Source organism: Actinomadura sp. GTD37 (genome assembly GCF_041951365.1).
Taxonomy (GTDB): domain Bacteria; phylum Actinomycetota; class Actinomycetes; order Streptosporangiales; family Streptosporangiaceae; genus Spirillospora.
Genome location: NZ_JBGNUS010000012.1, coordinates 138447 through 156379, shown reverse-complemented (window position 1 = coordinate 156379; position 17933 = coordinate 138447). Strand labels below are relative to the sequence as shown.

General features: G+C 71.3%; 14 protein-coding genes. 8 read left to right on the top strand and 6 right to left on the bottom strand.

The window, feature by feature from the left end; all coding sequences use genetic code 11:
• Window positions 1-11: 11 nt before the first annotated feature.
• Window positions 12-1019, top strand: a complete 1008-nt coding sequence (locus ACA511_RS37770; protein ID WP_375029531.1) for an ATP-dependent DNA ligase — start codon at window positions 12-14, stop codon at window positions 1017-1019.
• Here the strand turns inward: ACA511_RS37770 and ACA511_RS37765 are convergent, their stop codons facing one another.
• Window positions 1020-1898 (bottom strand): alpha/beta fold hydrolase, encoded by an 879-nt coding sequence (locus ACA511_RS37765; RefSeq protein ID WP_375029530.1) that lies wholly within the window; start codon window positions 1896-1898, stop codon window positions 1020-1022.
• A 162-nt stretch (window positions 1899-2060) separates the two neighbouring features.
• Between ACA511_RS37765 and ACA511_RS37760 the strand changes: the two genes are divergently transcribed.
• Both ACA511_RS37760 and ACA511_RS37755 read left to right on the top strand, forming a co-directional pair.
• On the top strand, window positions 2061-3452 hold the full coding sequence (locus tag ACA511_RS37760; RefSeq protein ID WP_375029529.1) for an aspartate aminotransferase family protein: 1392 nt from the start codon (window positions 2061-2063) through the stop codon (window positions 3450-3452).
• Between the two features lie 148 nt (window positions 3453-3600).
• Window positions 3601-4848: a cytochrome P450 gene (locus ACA511_RS37755; protein ID WP_375029528.1), complete on the top strand. Its 1248-nt coding sequence runs from the start codon at window positions 3601-3603 to the stop codon at window positions 4846-4848.
• A gap of 25 nt (window positions 4849-4873) precedes the next feature.
• Here the strand turns inward: ACA511_RS37755 and ACA511_RS37750 are convergent, their stop codons facing one another.
• Window positions 4874-5614: an SDR family NAD(P)-dependent oxidoreductase gene (locus ACA511_RS37750; RefSeq protein WP_375029527.1), complete on the bottom strand. Its 741-nt coding sequence runs from the start codon at window positions 5612-5614 to the stop codon at window positions 4874-4876.
• 113 nt (window positions 5615-5727) lie between these two features.
• On the opposite strand from ACA511_RS37750, the gene ACA511_RS37745 reads away from it, so the two are divergent.
• Window positions 5728-6570: a helix-turn-helix transcriptional regulator gene (locus tag ACA511_RS37745; RefSeq protein WP_375029526.1), complete on the top strand. Its 843-nt coding sequence runs from the start codon at window positions 5728-5730 to the stop codon at window positions 6568-6570.
• 17 nt (window positions 6571-6587) lie between these two features.
• On the opposite strand, the gene ACA511_RS37740 is transcribed toward ACA511_RS37745, so the two are convergent.
• A complete protein-coding gene (locus ACA511_RS37740; protein ID WP_375029525.1) occupies window positions 6588-8132 on the bottom strand; it encodes a long-chain fatty acid--CoA ligase in 1545 nt (514 codons plus the stop codon).
• A 336-nt stretch (window positions 8133-8468) separates the two neighbouring features.
• Between ACA511_RS37740 and leuS the strand changes: the two genes are divergently transcribed.
• Entirely contained in the window at window positions 8469-10937 is a 2469-nt protein-coding gene (leuS, locus tag ACA511_RS37735; protein WP_375029524.1) for a leucine--tRNA ligase, read from the top strand.
• A gap of 84 nt (window positions 10938-11021) precedes the next feature.
• On the opposite strand, the gene lexA is transcribed toward leuS, so the two are convergent.
• Complete coding sequence (gene lexA / locus ACA511_RS37730; RefSeq protein ID WP_375029523.1) at window positions 11022-11723, bottom strand: transcriptional repressor LexA; 702 nt, start codon at window positions 11721-11723, stop codon at window positions 11022-11024.
• A 176-nt stretch (window positions 11724-11899) separates the two neighbouring features.
• Here lexA and ACA511_RS37725 point away from each other — a divergent pair, with 176 nt between their 5' ends.
• From ACA511_RS37725 to ACA511_RS37715, 3 genes are all read left to right on the top strand, one after another.
• The gene (locus tag ACA511_RS37725) at window positions 11900-12235 is read left to right on the top strand and encodes a LysM peptidoglycan-binding domain-containing protein (RefSeq protein ID WP_375029522.1); all 336 of its coding nucleotides are present in this window, start codon (window positions 11900-11902) and stop codon (window positions 12233-12235) included.
• A 319-nt stretch (window positions 12236-12554) separates the two neighbouring features.
• Window positions 12555-13028, top strand: coding sequence for a transcriptional regulator NrdR (gene nrdR, locus ACA511_RS37720; protein WP_375029521.1), 474 nt, complete (start codon window positions 12555-12557; stop codon window positions 13026-13028).
• A gap of 120 nt (window positions 13029-13148) precedes the next feature.
• Window positions 13149-15965, top strand: a complete 2817-nt coding sequence (locus ACA511_RS37715) for a vitamin B12-dependent ribonucleotide reductase (RefSeq protein ID WP_375029520.1) — start codon at window positions 13149-13151, stop codon at window positions 15963-15965.
• A gap of 54 nt (window positions 15966-16019) precedes the next feature.
• On the opposite strand, the gene ACA511_RS37710 is transcribed toward ACA511_RS37715, so the two are convergent.
• Window positions 16020-16721, bottom strand: a complete 702-nt coding sequence (locus ACA511_RS37710) for a DoxX family protein (protein WP_375029519.1) — start codon at window positions 16719-16721, stop codon at window positions 16020-16022.
• Between the two features lie 185 nt (window positions 16722-16906).
• Window positions 16907-17875, bottom strand: coding sequence for a pirin family protein (locus ACA511_RS37705; protein ID WP_375029518.1), 969 nt, complete (start codon window positions 17873-17875; stop codon window positions 16907-16909).
• Between the last annotated feature and the right edge of the window lie 58 nt (window positions 17876-17933).

The window sequence follows — 17933 nt, the reverse complement described above, 5'->3', positions numbered from 1 at the left end:
GACGGACGGCCATGCACATCCGGTCCCCGGTCAAACCGATGCTGGCCACGACGGTCGACCGCATCCCGCCGCCGCAGGCGTGCCCGGGGGGCTGCCGGTACGAGCCGAAGTTCGACGGGTTCCGCGCGATCGCGATCGTGGACGAGGCGGGCGCCGTGCACCTGTCGTCCCGCCGCCGGATCCGGTTCAACGACGCGTTCCCCGAGGTGGTGGCGGCCGTCCGCGAGCGGCTCCCGCCCGGCACGGTCGTCGACGGGGAGATCGTCCGCTGGGGGCCGGACGGACGCCTCGACTTCGGCGCGCTGCAGCGCCGGCACGTCGCCGGACGCCGCCGTGACGAACTCGCCCGCGCCGAGCCCTGCCACTACGTCGTGTTCGACGTCCTCGAATCGGACGGCGCCGACCTGCGCCCGCGGCCGCTGCGCGAGCGGCGCCGCGTCCTGGAGGCGCTGCTCGGCGACGAGCCGCCCGGCGCGCGGGTGGTCGGCACGCCGCAGACGGCCGACGCCGAGGAGGCGCGGATCTGGTTCGACGCGCTGGCCGGCCAGGGCATCGAGGGCCTGGTGGTGAAGGACGCCGACGGCCCGTACCTGGAGGGGCGCCGCCGCTGGTGGAAGGTGAAGCGGCGGGTCACCGCCGAGGCGGTCGTCGGCGGGGTGACCGGCACGCGGCAGGCGCCCGAGTCGCTGATCCTCGGCCGGCCCGACGCGGAGGGGCGGCTCCGCGTCGTCGCGCGGACGACCCCGCTGGCGCCGGCCGCCCGCACCGGCCTCGCGGGCGTGCTGCGGCACGCCGGGCCGGACCATCCGTGGCCGCCGGAGCTGCCCGCCGGGTTCGCGGGCGGGCTGTACGGGGCACATCCGCCGATCCGCTACGTGCGGACGGAGCCCGACGTCGTGGTGGAGTTCAGCGGGGACACCGCCGTGGAGGGCGGCCGGTGGCGGCACGCCGTCCGCTACGTCCGCATCCGGACGGACCTGTCGCCGGCCCAGGTCCCGGAGTTCGGCGAACCGCCCTGATCAGGGCAGCCAGCCGAGGATGTGCCGGTTGACCTCGTCCGGGCGGTCGAGCTGGAGGAAATGGCCGGCGTCCGGGACGAGGCGGGCGCTGGAACCGGGCGGCAGGGCGGCCTGGACGGCGCCCATGTCGACCACGTCGGCGCCGAGGCAGCCGTCGGCGGCGCCGTGCAGGTAGAGGACGGGCAGCTCGCCGACGGCGGAGGCGGCCGCCTGCTCGGCCGCGTAGCGCTCGACGAGGCGGGACGGGTCGAGCATGGCGCGGTAGTAGCCGATCGCGGCCTCGATGTTGGCGGGTGCGGCGAGGCAGTCCATGACGTGGTCGACGTCCGCCGTGCGGTCGCGGCCGTCCGCGGGCGACCAGTCGCGCCACAGGCCCTCGACGAACGCGCGGTCGAGTGCCGTCTCCGCGAGCGGCGTCTGGAAGACGAAGATGTAGAACGAGCGCTTGAGCTGCTCGTAGTCGAAGAACGCGGTCCCCATCACCGACATCGGCGGGACGGACATGGCGACGGCCCTCCGCCACCGGCCGGGTGCGACGTTCGCCGCGCCGTAGGTGGTGAAGGCGCCCCAGTCGTGGCCGATGACGACGGCGTCGGGGCCGCCGCCGAGGGCCTCGTGCAGGGCGACGGCGTCGGCGGCGAGGGCGCCGGTCTGGAAGGCGCCGTCCGCCGGGACGGACGTGGGCGCGTAGCCGCGCATGAACGGGGCGACGGCGCGGTATCCGGCGGCGGCGAGTTCGGGCATGAGGTGCCGCCAGGTGTGCGGCGAGTCGGGGAAGCCGTGCAGGAGCAGCGCGAGGGGGCCGTCCGCGGGGCCCGCCGTGAGGTATCCGAAGTCGAGCCCGTTCGCCGTGACCGATCCGGTCGTGATGCCGCTCATGTCCGCCTCCTCGGTTCGCGGCGCACGCTACCGGGCCGCCGCGCGGCCCGGACGCCCGGGTCGGCTATCCTTCGGATATCGGTGTCTCACTATCTATTTACAGCGGAATCCGTACTCACTTAGCATCAATACAACTGGATCAATCGCACTGAGGGAAACGTGATGACGGAGCCGGACGTGACCAGCCAGCAGCACGAAACGATGCAGAGGGCGGCGCGCGACCATCTGTGGATGCACTTCGCGCGCCACTCGGGTTCCCAGGGCGGCGGCGAGATCCCCATGATCGTCCGCGGGGACGGCCCGTACGTGTACGACTCGGCCGGCCGCCGCTACCTGGACGGGCTGTCCGGGCTGTTCACCGTCCAGGCCGGGCACGGGCGCGAGGAGCTGGCGCAGGCCGCCGCCAAGCAGGCCGCCGAGCTGGCCTACTTCCCGATCTGGTCGTACGCGCACCCGAAGGCGGTGGAGCTGGCCGAGCGGCTCGCCGGCCTCGCGCCCGCGAACCTGAACCGCGTCTTCTTCACCACCGGCGGCGGCGACGCCGTCGAGAGCGCCTGGAAGCTCGCCAAGCAGTACTTCAAGATGACCGGGAAGCCGGCGAAGCACAAGGTGATCAGCCGTGCGGTCGCCTACCACGGCACCCCGCACGGCGCCCTGTCGCTGACCGGGCTGCCGGACCTGAAGGCCCCGTTCGAGCCGCTCGTGCCGAGCGCGTTCCGGGTGCCGAACACCAACATCTACCGCGCCGCCGAGCACCGCGACGACCCCGAGGCGTTCGGCCGGTGGGCCGCCGGCCGGATCGAGGAGGCCATCGAGTTCGAGGGCCCCGACACCGTCGCCGCGGTGTTCCTGGAGCCGGTGCAGAACTCGGGCGGCTGCTTCCCGCCGCCGCCCGGCTACTTCGAGCGCGTCCGGGAGATCTGCGACCGGCACGACGTCCTGCTGGTGTCGGACGAGGTGATCTGCGCGTTCGGCCGCCTCGGCACGATGTTCGGCGCGCAGCGCTTCGGCTTCGAGCCCGACATCATCACCTTCGCCAAGGGGGTGACCTCGGGGTACGCGCCGCTCGGCGGCATGCTCGTCGCCGACCGCCTCTTCGAGCCGTTCCGGCACGGGACGGAGATGTTCGCGCACGGCTACACCTTCGGCGGCCACCCGGTGGCGGCGGCCGTGGCGCTCGCCAACCTCGACCTGTTCGAGCGCGAGGACCTGAACGGCCACGTCATGCGCAACCGGGACGCCTTCCGCGGCACCCTGGAGCGCCTGCTCGACCTGCCGATCGTCGGGGACGTCCGGGGCGACGGCTTCTTCTACGGCATCGAGCTCGTGAAGGACGGGGACACCCGCGAGACGTTCGACGACGGCGAGTGCGAGCGGCTGCTGCGCGGGTTCCTCGACAAGGCGCTCTACGAGGCGGGCCTGTACTGCCGCGCCGACGACCGCGGCGACCCCGTCGTCCAGCTGGCGCCGCCGCTGATCTGCGACCAGGGCCACTTCGACGAGATCGAGCAGATCCTGCGGTCCGTGCTGACGGAGGCGTGGGCCCGGATCTGACCGGGCCGCCGGGTCCGGGCGCCGGCCCGGGCCCGGCGCCGTTAGTGTGAGGCGCGTCACCGCCCCGATCAGTGTGCGCTTATGGCTTTACTCTGACAGGCTGCATGTAAACCGAATCGGGTTCGGAACGGGCGAGGTGGTGGGGCGCGTGCTCAAGGTCGAGGACATCAACCTGACCGACTGGGAGTTCTGGCGGCGGCCGCACGAGTATCGGCACGAGGCGTTCAAGGCTCTGCGCCGGCACTCGGAGCTGGTCCACTTCGAGGAACCCGACATCGTCATCATGCCGCAGGGGCCCGGCTACAAGGCGCTCACCCGGCACGCCGACATCGTCGAGGCGTCCCGCCGCCCGCAGGACTTCTGCTCCGGCAAGGGCGCCATCAGCATCCCGGACATGCCCGGCGACATGCACGAGTACTTCGGCTCGATGATCAGCATGGACGACCCCCGGCACGCCAAGATCCGGCGGATCGTGTCCCGGGCGTTCTCCCCGCGCATGATCCAGCGGTTCGAGGACCAGGTCGAGAGCGTCGCCGGCGGGATCGTCGAGAACATGGCCGCGGGCGGCGGCACCGGCGACTTCGTCGCGGACGTCGCGGCCCGGCTCCCGCTGCGGATCATCTGCGACATGATGGGCATCGGCGAGGAGCACTACCAGACCGTCCTGGACTCCACGAACGTCATCCTCGCCGGGAACGACCCCGAGTTCGTCCCGTCCGAGAGCGCCGAGGACATGGCGATGGCGCTGCTCGGCGCGGGCGAGACCCTCAAGGGCATCGTCGAGGACCTCGGCCGGCGGCGCCGCGAGAACCCCACCGACGACCTGACGTCCGCCCTGGTGAACGCCAACGTCGACGGCGAGTCGCTCACCGACCAGGAACTCGGCTCGTTCTTCATCCTGCTGGTCGTCGCCGGCAACGAGACCACCCGCAACGCCATCGCGCACGGCCTCGACCTGTTCACCCGCAACCCCGAGCAGCGGGCGCTGCTCACCGCGGACTTCGACGGCCGCATCGCGGGCGCCATCGAGGAGATCGTCCGATACGTGTCGCCGGTCATCTGGATGCGCCGCACCGCGACCCGCGACACCACGCTCAACGAGCACGAGATCAAGGAGGGCGACAAGCTCGTCCTCTACTACTGGTCGGGCAACCGCGACGAATCCGTCTTCACCGAGCCGGAGAAGTTCGACATCCTGCGCGACCCGAACCCGCACGTCGGGTTCGGCGGCCCCGGCCCGCACTTCTGCCTCGGCGCCCACCTGGCCCGGCGCGAGATCACCGTGATGTTCCGCGAGCTGCTGCGCCGGACGCCCGGCATCCGCGCCTCCGCCGAGCCCGACCGGCTGGAGTCCAACTTCATCAACGGGATCAAGCGCCTGCCCTACACGTTCTGACCTGAACTACCAGGGGCCGCCTGCATTACCAGGGGACGGGGCCGTCCTCGGAGACGTACGCGCCCGTCGGGCCGCCGTCGCCGAGCACGGCCACCCCGGCGATCACGGACGCCCCCTGCGCCGCCGTCCGGTGCCCGGCGTGCTCGTTCAGGTCGGTCGCGCAGTACCCGGGCGCGGCGGCGTTCACCGTGACCGAGGTGCCCGCCAGCTCCTTGGCGTAGGCGACGGTGACGGCGTTGAGCGCCGACTTCGACGCGTTGTACGGCAGCAGGTTGACGGCGTGCACGGAGCTGGACGGGTCACTGTGCAGGCCCAGCGAGCCGAGTTCGCTGGAGACGTTGACGATCCGCCCGGCGGGGGAGCGGCGCAGCAGCGGCAGCATCGCGTTGGTGACGGCGACGACGCCGAACACGTTCGTCTCGAACGCGGTCCGGACGAGGTCCGGCGCCGTCCGGCTCGGCGGGTACAGCCCGTTCCCGGCGGCGCCGGTCGTCGTGATCCCGGCGTTGTTGACCAGGATGTCGAGCCGGCCGAACTCCGCGTCGATCCACTCGGCGGCGGATTCCACGGTCCCGGCATCGGTGACGTCGAGCCGGACGAAGCGGGCGTCGATCCCCTCGGCGCGCAGCGCCGCTGCGGCCCGCTCGCCGCGTCCGGCCGACCGGGCCCCGACCAGGACGGTGATCCCGTCGCCGCCCAGGATGCGGGCCGTCTCGAAGCCGATGCCCTTGTTGGCTCCGGTGATGAGCGCGATCTGTGTCGTCATGCCCCCAGCCTGCGCGGCGGCCGCCCGGGTGAGGAGAGACCGGCGGAGGCTGGGATCGGCGGTACCACCCTGCGCCTGGCGGTGGCCGCGCCGCGTCGGACATGCTGGAGGGCATGGACAGGCAGGAGATGGCGGCGTTCCTGCGCTCGCGTCGCGCGCGCATCCAGCCCGCGGACGTCGGGCTCCCGGCGGGCAGGCGGCGCCGGACGCCGGGGCTGCGCCGCGAGGAGATCGCCCAGCTGGCCGGGATGTCGGTGGACTACTACATCCGGCTGGAACAGGGCCGCGGCCCCCGTCCGTCCCGGCAGATCCTCGGCGCGGTGGCGCGCGCGCTGAGGCTGACCGATGACGAGCGCCGCCACCTCTACCACCTCGCGGGCGAACCTCCGGAACCGCCCGGCGCGCCCTCGCGGGACGTCCCGCCCGGCATCCTGCACCTGCTCGACCGCCTGGACGACACGCCCGCCTACGTGCTGAACGCGCGCCACGACATCCTCGCCTGGAACGCCCTGGCCGCGGCGCTCATGACCGACTTCGCCGCCATGGAGCCCCGCGACCGCAACGTCCTCCGGTGGCTGTTCACCGGGCCCGCCATCGAGCGGTTCGACACCGACGAGTACGTGGAACAGCTCGCCCGCACCTCGGTGGCGGACCTGCGGTCGTCGGCGGGCCGCTATCCCGGCGACGCCGGCATCGCCGAACTGGTCGCCGAGGTGTCCGCCCGCAGCGCGCTGTTCGCCCGGCTCTGGGACGAGGGCGAGGTCGGGGTCAGGCGCGGCAGCCGCAAGACGATGCGGCATCCGGTCGTCGGAGAGCTGGAACTGCACTGCGACGTCCTGTACGTGCCGGAACGCGACCAGCGGGTCGTCCTGTACACGGCCGCGCCCGGCACGCCGTCCCACGAGGCGCTGAAACTGCTGCGCGTGGTCGGCACCCAGGACCTCAGCGTCCGCTGAGGCCCTGGGAGGCGCCGCTAGCGCAGTTCGCGCTTGAGGATCTTGCCCGTGGCGGTCATGGGCAGCTCGTCGCGGAACTCCACGATGCGCGGGTACTTGTAGTTGGCGAACTGCTCCTTGCCCCAGGCGACCAGCTCGTCCTCGGTGACGGCGGCGCCGGGCTCGCGGATCACGTACGCCTTGATCTCCTCGCCGTGGGACGGGTGCTCGACGCCCACGACCGCGACCAGGGACACGTCCGGGTGGGTCAGCAGGACCTCTTCCAACTCGCGCGGGTACACGTTGTACCCGCCTCGGATGATCATGTCCTTGGAGCGGTCGATGATGTAGTAGTAGCCGTCCTCGTCGCGGCGGGCCACGTCCCCGGTGCGGAACCAGCCGTCCCTGATGGACGCCTCGGTCGCCTCCGGCCGGTCGTAGTAGCCCTTCATGATGTTGTGCCCGCGGATGGCGATCTCCCCGGGACCCTCGCCCTCGATCTCCTTCCAGTCGTCGTCGATCAGCTTCATCTCCACGCCCCACACGGGCAGGCCGATCGAGCCGGGCTTGGTCGGCCGGTCGGGGCGGTTGAACGAGGCGACCGGGGACGTCTCCGACAGGCCGTAGCCCTCCAGGACGTCCACGTCGAACTTGTTCTTGACGCCCTTGAGGACCTCCATCGGCAGCGCGGACCCGCCCGACACCGCGACCCGCAGGTTCTCCTTGATCGTCGCGATGTCCTCGGCGGAGGTGTCGTGGGTCAGCAGCCCCCAGTACATCGTCGGGACGCCGGCGAAGATGTTCACCTTCTCCTTCACCATCAGCTCGATCGCCTGCCCGGCGTCGAACCTCGGCTGCATGACCAGCGTCGCGCGGCGGTAGAAGCCGACGTTCATCACGCAGGTCTGCCCGAAGATGTGGAACAGCGGCAGCGTCACCAGCGAGGTGTCGTGCAGCGTCCGGTAGAACAGCGTGTCGTCCACCATGGCGTTGGACAGCAGGTTGCTGTGCGTCAGCTCGGCGCCCTTCGGCTGCCCGGTCGTCCCGCTGGTGTAGATGATCACCGCGGTGTCGTCCGGGCCGGTCCGCGCGGTGTCGAACGTTCCCGGCTGCCCGGCGAGCGCGGCCCAGAACAGCTCCGCGCCCTCGATCGGGGACTCGGCCGCCGCCGGGTTCGCGGGCAGCAGGAAGTAGTGCTCGCAGCCGTCCGCCTGCTCGAAGCCGGCGCGGCCCATCTCGCCGAGCGGCAGCTCCGGGGTGCCCTCGAAGCAGAAGAACGCCTTCGCGTCGGAGTCGCCGAGGTGGTAGGCGATCTCGCGCGGCTTGAGTAGGACGTTCAGCGGGACGACGACCGCGCCCGCCTTCAGCGCCCCGAAGTACACCATCGGGAAGTAGGGCAGGTTCGGGCTGGACAGCGCCACCTTGTCGCCCGGTCCGATGCCGCGCGACCGCAGCAGGTTCGCGACCTGGTTGGCGACCGAGTCGATGAACGCGTAGGAGAGCCGCAGGTCGCCGAACACCACGGCGTCCCGGTCGGGCGTCTCCCGGGCGGCGTCCTCCAGCAGCACGGACAGGTTGAGCATGGCACTCCTCGCGCGAAAGGCGACCGGTCGGTTAGTTACCGACGAGTCTACGAACGGTTCCGCACATCCTGCTGTACGGGACTACGGGAAGGCCATCTTTTCCGGCGCTTTGACGTGCCGTTTCAGGCCGCCCCCACCCCGGGCGGGGCCGTCCGGGGCGTTAAGTACCGGCGAGAGGGCTTGCGGCTGCGCTATTCTTGATGTATGTCAGCCAGGCTGCTCCTCGAAGGACCACGTTGACGAAGTGACGTCAGCGTGGTGGCCCCTCCTTGCGAGGGGCCGTTTCATGTCGGCGGACGGCCCGGGATCCAGCAGCACGAAGCGGAGTCTGTAAGCGTGAGCAGCGACGAGCAGTACGACCCACGGGCGGTTCAGGACAAGTGGCAGGCCCGCTGGGCGGAGCTCGACCCGTTCGCGGCCGACGAGAAGGACACCGCCACCGAGCGGCGCTACGCGCTGGACATGTTCCCCTACCCCAGCGGCGACCTGCACATGGGCCACGCGGAGGCGTTCGCCATCGGCGACGTCCCCGCGCGCTACTGGGCGCAGCGCGGCTACAACGTCATGCACCCCATCGGGTGGGACTCCTTCGGCCTGCCCGCCGAGAACGCCGCCATCCAGCGCGACTCGCACCCCGCCGAATGGACGTACGCCAACATCGAGACGCAGGCCGCGTCCTTCCAGCGGTACGCGCCGTCCTTCGACTGGTCGCGCCGCCTGCACACCTCCGACCCCGAGTACTACAAGTGGACGCAGTGGCTGTTCCTGCGCTTCTACGAGCGGGGCCTGGCCTACCGCAAGGGCGGGCACGTCAACTGGTGCCCGAAGGACCAGACCGTCCTGGCCAACGAGCAGGTCGTCGGCGGGCACTGCGAGCGCTGCGGCGCGCTGGTCGAGAAGCGCGTGCTGACCCAGTGGTACTTCAAGATCACCGACTACGCCGACCGGCTGCTGGACGACATGGCGCAGCTGGAGGGCAAGTGGCCCGAGCGCGTCCTGCTGATGCAGCGCAACTGGATCGGCCGCTCCACCGGCGCCGACGTCGACTTCGTCATCGAGGGCCGCGACGAGCCCGTCACCGTCTACACCACCCGTCCCGACACGCTGTACGGCGCCACGTTCATGGTCGTGGCGGCCGACGCGGCGCTGGCCGAGGAGGTCTGCCACCCCGACCACCGGGCCGCGTTCGAGGCCTACCGCGAGGAGGTCTCCCGCGAGAGCGAGATCGAGCGGCTGTCCATCGAGCGCGAGAAGACCGGCGTGTTCCTGGGCCGCTACGCGATCAACCCGGTCAACGGCGAGCGGCTGCCGGTCTGGGCGTCCGACTACGTGCTGGCCGAGTACGGGCACGGCGCGATCATGGCCGTCCCCGCGCACGACCAGCGCGACCTGGACTTCGCGCTGAAGTTCGGCCTGCCCGTCCGCGTCGTCGTCGAGACCGGCCTGGACGACCCCGCCGCGACCGGCGTCGCCACCCCCGGCGACGGCGCGATCGTCAACTCGGGCCCGATCGACGGGCTGACCAAGACCGACGGCATCGCCCGCATCATCGAGGTCCTGGAGGAGCGCGGCACCGGCCGCGCGTCCGTCAACTTCCGGCTGCGCGACTGGCTGGTGTCCCGGCAGCGGTTCTGGGGCTGCCCGATCCCGATCGTCCACTGCGCGGCGTGCGGGGAGGTCCCCGTCCCGGACGAGCAGCTGCCGGTGCGGCTGCCCGAGGGGCTGCGCGGCGTCGACCTGGCGCCCAAGGGCACCTCGCCGCTGGCCGCCGCGTCCGACTGGGTCAACACCGAGTGCCCCAAGTGCGGCGGCGCCGCCAAGCGCGACACCGACACGATGGACACGTTCGTCGACTCGTCCTGGTACTACTTCCGGTACTGCTCGCCCGGCTACCAGGACGGCCCGTTCGACGTCGAGCAGGTCCGCCGCTGGATGCCCGTCGACCAGTACACCGGCGGTGTCGAGCACGCCATCCTGCACCTGCTGTACAGCCGGTTCTTCACCAAGGTCCTGTACGACATGGGCATGGTCGAGTTCACCGAGCCGTTCCGCCGGCTGCTGAACCAGGGCCAGGTCATCAACAAGGGCAAGGCGATGTCGAAGTCGCTGCGCAACGGCGTCGACCTGGGCGAGCAGATCGGCGAGTTCGGGGTGGACGTCGTCCGGCTGGCGATCCTGTTCTCCGGCCCGCCCGAGGACGACATCGACTGGGCGGACGTGTCCCCGCACGGCATGTCGAAGTTCCTGACCCGCGTCCACCGCATCGCCACCGAGGTGGCGTCCGCCCCCGGCGCCGACTTCGCCGCCGGCGACACGGCGCTGCGGCGGGTGACGGCCCGCACCGTCGACGAGGCCACGACGCTGGTCGAGACGGAGCGGTTCAACGTCGCGATCGCGCGGATCATGGAGCTGGTCACCGCGACCCGCAAGGCCATCGACTCCGGTCCCGGCGCCGCCGACCCGGCCGTCCGGGAGGCCGCCGAGACGATCGCGGTCCTGCTGTCGCTGTTCGCGCCCTACACCGCCGACGAGGCGTGGGAGCTGCTGGGCCGCACCGCCCCGGTGATCCGCGCGGGCTGGCCCGCGGCCGACCCGGCCCTGCTGGTGGAGGAGTCGGTCACCTGCGTGGTGCAGATCGCCGGCAAGGTCCGCGACCGCCTGGAGGTCGCACCGACCATCGCCGCCGAGGAGCTGGAGCGGCGCGCCCTGGCCTCCGCCAAGGTCCAGGACGCCCTGGGCGGCGCCGAGATCATCAAGATCATCGTCCGGGCGCCGAAGATCGTCAACATCGTGCCCAAGCGCTGACACCCGCCCCGCGCCCCTGCCCGGGGCGCGGGCATGCGGAAACGGCCGCCGGAACGTTCCGGCGGCCGTTTCGGCGTACGTTCGCTACATCTTGCGGAGGACGGCGACGACGCGGCCGAGCACCGATGCCTCGTCGCCGGGGATCGGCTCGTAGGCGGAGTTCTGCGGCATCAGCCAGATGTGGCCGTCGTCGCGGCGCTTGAAGGTCTTCACCGTGGCCTCGCCGTCGATCATGGCGGCCACGATGTCGCCCTGCTCGGCGACCGGCTGCTGCCGGACGACGACCCAGTCGCCGTCCGCGATCGCGGCCTCGATCATCGAGTCGCCGGTGACCTTCAGCAGGAAGTGCGTGCCCTCGCCGACGAGCTGCTTCGGCAGGGTGAAGACGTCCTCGACGGCCTCCTCGGCGAGGATCGGGCCGCCGGCGGCGATCCGCCCGACGAGCGGCACGTAGGCGGGCGCGGGCCGCGCCGAGGTCGGCTGGCCCCCGGCCGCCTCGAACGCCTCGTCCTCGGTGCGCACCGGCGTCGTGCCCGGCACCCGCACCTCGACCGCGCGCGGCCGGTTGGGGTCGCGCCGCAGGTAGCCCTTGCGCTGGAGCGACCGGAGCTGGTGCGACACGCTGGAGGTGCTGGTCAGCCCGACGGCCTCGCCGATCTCGCGCATCGACGGCGGGTACCCGCGCCGCTGGACCGAGTCGCGGATCACCTCCAGCACCATGCGCTGCCGCTGGGTCAGGCCCGTCTCGTCCATCGGCCCGTCGGGCAGCTCCCGGACCTTGCTCATCGCTAGTCGCCTCCCGGGCGCCTCGATCGGTCACTCCTTGTCATGGAACGCTATCGCGTCCCGGCCTAATGATCAAACAATTGTTCGAAGATGTACTCGCTTTTCGCGATCCCCTCCTGGTAGAACATCGTACAGACGTTCGATCGAAAATTCATTCGACGTCGAGGAGGGGAGAGATGTCCGGTTCACCGCACAGTGACCGTGCCCCGATCCGCCTGACCCGCCGCGGCCGCGCCGTCCTGGTCGCCTTCGCCGCCGCCGTCACCCTCGTCGCCCTCTGGCTGACGGTGGGCCCCGGCGCCTTCGCGGGCTCGGGCGAGAGCGGGGACGGGACGTCCCGTCCGGCCAGGACGGTCGTCGTCGAGCCGGGGGAGACCCTCTGGGGCATCGCGTCCGCCGCCGACCCCGGCGGCGACCCGCGCCGCGCCGTCGAGCGCATCATGGACCTCAACGGCCTGGGCGGCGACCCTATCGTCCGACCCGGCCAGGAGATCCGCCTCCCGTCCGGATGACGCCCTCTCCGGGGCCGCGCGCCCGTGCTCCGCGCACCCCTGGCCGCCGGCTCCGGGGCGTGCCCGGCGACCCGTCCCACCTGGCCATCCGTGGCCGCGGCGCGCTCCGCGCGGCGACACGCCCGGCGAAAAATCCGCGGGCCGTGAGATGACCTGCGCGGACGGGCCGGATGTGACGCACGGGGCGGCGGATCAGGTTGCGAACGCCTGCGGCGAGCCGTACGGTTGGACCACAACATCTAGTAGTCACATCGATGTAGTTCACTATATGTGGCACCTACATCGGTGTAACTCGTTTTCGTCAGGGGAGGGATCGAGCGTGCACTGTCCGTTCTGCCGCAACCCTGACACCAAAGTGATCGACAGCCGTTCCACCGACGACGGCGGCGCCATTCGGCGGCGCCGGTCGTGCGCGGAATGCGGCAAGCGATTCACGACGCAGGAGAATGTGCTCGTGATGGTGGCCAAGCGCAGCGGGGTCACCGAGCCGTTCTCCCGGGAAAAGATCATCGCCGGGGTGCGCAGGGCCTGCCAGGGCCGTCCGGTCGACGAGGATGCGCTCGCGAAGCTGGGGCAGCGGGTCGAAGAGGCGATCAGATCGTCCGGATCCGCGGAAATCCCCTCGCACGAGATCGGCCTCGCCATCCTGGGGCCGCTCGGCGAACTCGACGAGGTCGCCTATCTGCGATTCGCTTCGGTCTACCGGGGCTTCGAGTCGCTGGACGACTTCGCCAAGGAGATCGAAGCACTGCGGAAGGCCGGTTCCTCGGGGGAGCCCGGCCCGTCCCGATAGGGACGGTTCCGGCACCACAAAGCAGCACATTGAAGGCGCCTCCGCGCGGGCATGTCCCGTGCGGCGGCGGAGTTGTTCCTGAGCAGGGTCCGGCGGGAGGGCCCGAGAAGGGGGAAGGCCATGACGGAGACGGTGAGCGGCTCGGCGGCGCGGCGCGGCAAGGGGGGCCGCAAAGGGCTGAAGGTCGAGCGCATCTTCACCACGCCCGGCGTGCATCCGTACGACGAGATGCGCTGGGAGCGTCGTGACGTCGTCATGACCAACTGGCGCGACGGCTCGGTGAACTTCGAGCAGCGCGGCGTCGAGTTCCCCGACTTCTGGTCGCTGAACGCCGTCAACATCGTCACGTCCAAGTACTTCCGCGGCGCGGTCGGCACCCCGCAGCGGGAATGGAGCCTGAAGCAGCTCGTCGACCGCGTCGTCCGGGTCTACACCGAGACCGCCGTCGAGGAGGGGTACTTCGCCTCCGAGCAGGACGCCGAGATCTTCGACCACGAACTGAAGTACGCGCTCGTCCACCAGCTCTTCAGCTTCAACTCGCCGGTCTGGTTCAACGTGGGGACGCAGTCCCCGCAGCAGGTGAGCGCGTGCTTCATCCTGTCGGTGGACGACACGATGGAGTCGATTCTCGACTGGTACAAGGAAGAGGGCGTCATCTTCAAGGGCGGCTCCGGCGCCGGCCTGAACCTCTCCCGCATCCGGTCCAGCCGGGAGCTGCTCTCCTCCGGCGGCACCGCCAGCGGCCCGGTCTCCTTCATGCGCGGCGCCGACGCCTCCGCGGGGACGATCAAGTCCGGCGGCGCGACCCGCCGCGCCGCGAAGATGGTCGTGCTCGACGTCGACCACCCCGACATCGAGGAGTTCATCGCGACCAAGGCGCGCGAGGAGGACAAGATCCGCGCGCTGCGGGACGCCGGGTTCGACATGGACCTCGGCGGCAAGGACATCGGCAGCGTCCAGTACCAGAACGCCAACAACTCCGTCCGCGTGTCGGACGAGTTCATGCAGGCCGTCGAGTCGGGCGGCGAGTTCGCGCTGCGCGCCCGGATGACCGGCGAGGTCGTCGAGACCGTCAAGGCCAAGGACCTGTTCCGGCTGATGGCGAAGGCCGCGTGGGAGTGCGCCGACCCGGGCATCCAGTACGACGACACGATCAACGACTGGCACACCAACCCCGAGACCGGGCGCATCACCGCGAGCAACCCGTGCTCGGAGTACATGAGCCTGGACAACTCGTCCTGCAACCTCGCGAGCATCAACCTGCTGAAGTTCCTCACCCCGGCGGGGACGTTCGACGTCGCGAAGTTCGTGAAGCTCACCGAGCTGATCATCACGGCGATGGACGTGTCGATCACGTTCGCCGACTTCCCGACCGAGAAGATCGCGCAGACGACCCGCGAGTACCGGCAGCTCGGCATCGGCTACGCCAACCTGGGCGCGCTGCTCATGGCCACCGGGCACGCCTACGACTCCGAGGGCGGGCGGTCCCTGGCCGCGGCGATCACGTCGCTCATGACCGGCGTCGCCTACCGGCGCTCGGCCGAGATCTCCGGCGTCGTCGGCCCGTACGCCGGCTACGCGCGCAACGCCGAGGCGCACAAGCGCGTCATGCGCAAGCACGCCGCCGCCAACGACGGCGTCCGCCCGCTGGACGAGGTCGACCGGGAGATCCACTCCGCCGCCGCCAAGCAGTGGACGGAGTGCCTGAAGGCCGGCGAGAAGTACGGCTACCGCAACGCGCAGGCGTCGCTGCTCGCGCCGACCGGCACCATCGGCCTCATGATGGACTGCGACACCACCGGCATCGAGCCCGACCTCGCGCTGATCAAGTTCAAGAAGCTCGTCGGCGGCGGGTCCATGCAGATCGTCAACCACACGGTGCCGCGCGCGCTGGAGAAGCTCGGCTACCAGCAGGAGCAGATCGAGGCGATCGTCGAGTACATCGCCGAGCACGGCTACGTGGTGGACGCGCCCGGCCTGCGCCCCGAGCACTACGAGGTGTTCGACTGCGCGATGGGCGAGCGCGCGATCAGCCCGATGGGGCACGTCCGGATGATGGCGGCCGTCCAGCCGTTCCTGTCCGGCGCGATCTCCAAGACGGTCAACATGCCCGAGCAGGCCGCCATCGAGGACATCGAGAAGGTGTACTTCGAGGGCTGGCGCCTCGGCCTGAAGGCCCTCGCGATCTACCGCGACAACTGCAAGGTCGGCCAGCCGCTGTCGGCCGCCGGCAGGCAGGGCAAGGACAAGGAGGAGCCGGCGGAGGCGGCGGTCCCGCGGCCGATCCGGCGGCGGCTGCCGAAGCAGCGTCCGGCGACCGTCACCCGCTTCTCCGTCGCGGGCGCCGAGGGCTACATGACGGCCTCGTCCTACCCGGACGACGGCGTCGGCGAGGTCTTCCTCAAGCTCGGCAAGCAGGGCTCCACGCTCGCCGGCGTGATGGACGCCTTCTCCATGGCGATCTCCATCAGCCTGCAGTACGGCGTCCCGCTGGAGACGTGGGTGGAGAAGTTCACCAACATGCGGTTCGAGCCCGCGGGCATGACCGACGACCCCGACATCCGCATGGCGACCTCGGTGATGGACTACATCTTCCGCCGCCTGGCGCTGGACCACCTCCCCTACGAGGAGCGCGCGGGCCTCGGCATCTTCACCGCCGGGGAGCGCGCGATGCAGGCCAACGGCGAGGACCCCGCCGCCCTGCACGCCGAGGACGAGGTCGACCACGAGTCGCTCGCCCAGTCCGCCGCGATCACCCGGCCGGCCGCCGCGGCGCCGGCCCCGGCGACCGAGGCGCACTCGTCCATGGAGGCGATCGAGAGCCGCCAGGGCCGCACCGCCGACGCGCCGCTCTGCCTCACCTGCGGCACCAAGATGCGCCCGGCGGGCAGCTGCTACGTCTGCGAGGGCTGCGGCTCGACCAGCGGTTGCAGCTGATCCCCGGCAGGCGGCCCCGGCAGGCGTGTGGTGCGCCTGCCGGGGCCTTCCCGGTCAGGGGGACGCGGGTTTGTCGTCGTTCGCGGGCTTGATCGGCTGGGTGGTCGAGGCGCGGCGGCGCTGGGGGGACTTGCGGCGGCCGGCGACCAGGGTGTCGTCCTCGGTGCCTTCGGAGACGGCGGGCTTGTCCGCCGTCTCGGGCGGCGCCGGCGCCGGCGCGGGCGGCTTCGGTGAGCGGCGGGGCTTCTTCGGCGGCTTCAGCTCGGCCTCGCGGAGCGACTTCACGAAGCTGGCGGCGTCGTCCTCGTCGTCCTCGTCGTCGGCCGGGCGCCGCAGGCGCTTGCCGATGACCCACTGGTCGAGGGTCAGGCGGCCGCCGCCGCCCGCGGCGAACACCAGGCTGGCCATGCCGAGGGCGAGGACCAGTTCGTAGCCGTTGCGGACCGTCCCCTCGTCCACCACGAACAGGCCCTGGTCGGCGTGGACGAAGACGAACGCGCCCGCCATGTCGAGGAACAGCAGGACGCCGGTGACGGGCAGGCCCAGGCCGGCGATGAGCGCGGCCCCGCCGAGCAGTTCGACGAACGCGGAGTAGACGGCGGCCGCGGTGGGGAGTGGCACGCCGAGGTCGCCGAACGTGCGTCCGGTCGCGGTGATGCCCGCCTCGATCTTCTGCCAGCCGTGCGCCATGAACACGATGCCCACGCCGAGCCGCGCGAGGACGGCCACGACGTCGTAGAGCGGCCGAGAGCGCATGCCGTCGACTCCTTCAGCGCGGGGATGGGGCCCGGTTTGACGGAGAGTATGACGGCCTGGTGGGAGAAATCGCGAACGCCGCAGGTGGAGCCGGGTCGATCGATGACCGGGACGGGCTCGTGCCGCGCCTGCGAGCGCGCCGCAGCTTTCCCGTCCGCCGCGAGGCGGGTCTCCCGGAGGACCGCTCAGCGCGTCCGGCCCCGCGGCTTCAACCGCGCCGCGGGCATGGCGGGCGCGGGGAGGCGGGCGCCGTCGTAGCCCTGGACCGTGCCGAACCGGTCGCCGGACGTCCAGTCCTCCCGCGCCTGGACGATCTCCTCGCCGGTCCGGGCGATGAAGTTCCACCACATGACGAGCTTCTCCTCGAACGGCTCGCCGCCGAGGAGCACGAAGCCGCCCGGCCCATCGGCGGCCCGCACCGCCAGTTCGCGGCGGCCGCAGCCGAGGTAGAGCATGGAGCCGGGCTCCACCGGCTCACCGTCGATCTCGACGGTGCCGGACATGGTGAGCGCCGCGTACTCGAAGTCTGGTTCGACTGGAATGCGCGCCGCGGCGCCGTCCTCCAGCGTGATGTCCGCCCCCATGATGGGGGTGAACGTCGAGCCGGGCGAGACGGCGCCGTCGAGTCCGCCCAGGAGCAGAGTCGCGGTGAAGCCGGGCGCGGTCACCACCGGCAGGTCGGCGTGGTACTCCCAGGCGGGTTCGGTGTGCCGGTGGGCGTCGGGGAGCGCGACCCACAGTTGGGCTCCGTGCAGGACCGGCGAATGGCCGCGCGGGGACTCCTCGGAGTGCGCGATGGCCCGCCCGGCGGTCATCAGCCCGAGTTCCCTCGGGCGGATCGTCCGCAGGCTGCCGAGACTGTCGCGGTGCAGCACCTCGCCGCCGTGCAGCCAGCTCACCGTCTGCAGCCCGATGTGCGGGTGCGGCGGCACCTGCATGCCGGGCTCGCCGGCGATGTCGTCCGGCCCGTAGTGGTCGACGAAGCACCACGCGCCGACCATCCGCCGCCCCAGGCTGGGCAGCAGCCGCCGGACGACCGTGCTCTCGCCCAGCGGAACCCGCCGCGGCGGCAGCAGTTCGTGGACGGGCCGTCCCGCGACGTCGTCGCGTCCGCCGCAGTCGACCGTGTTCGGCCGGACATCCAGATTGCTCACCGGTACCGTCCCTCCCCGCAAGACCGTCCCTTAACAATGCCCTACCGCGTCCGCCGCC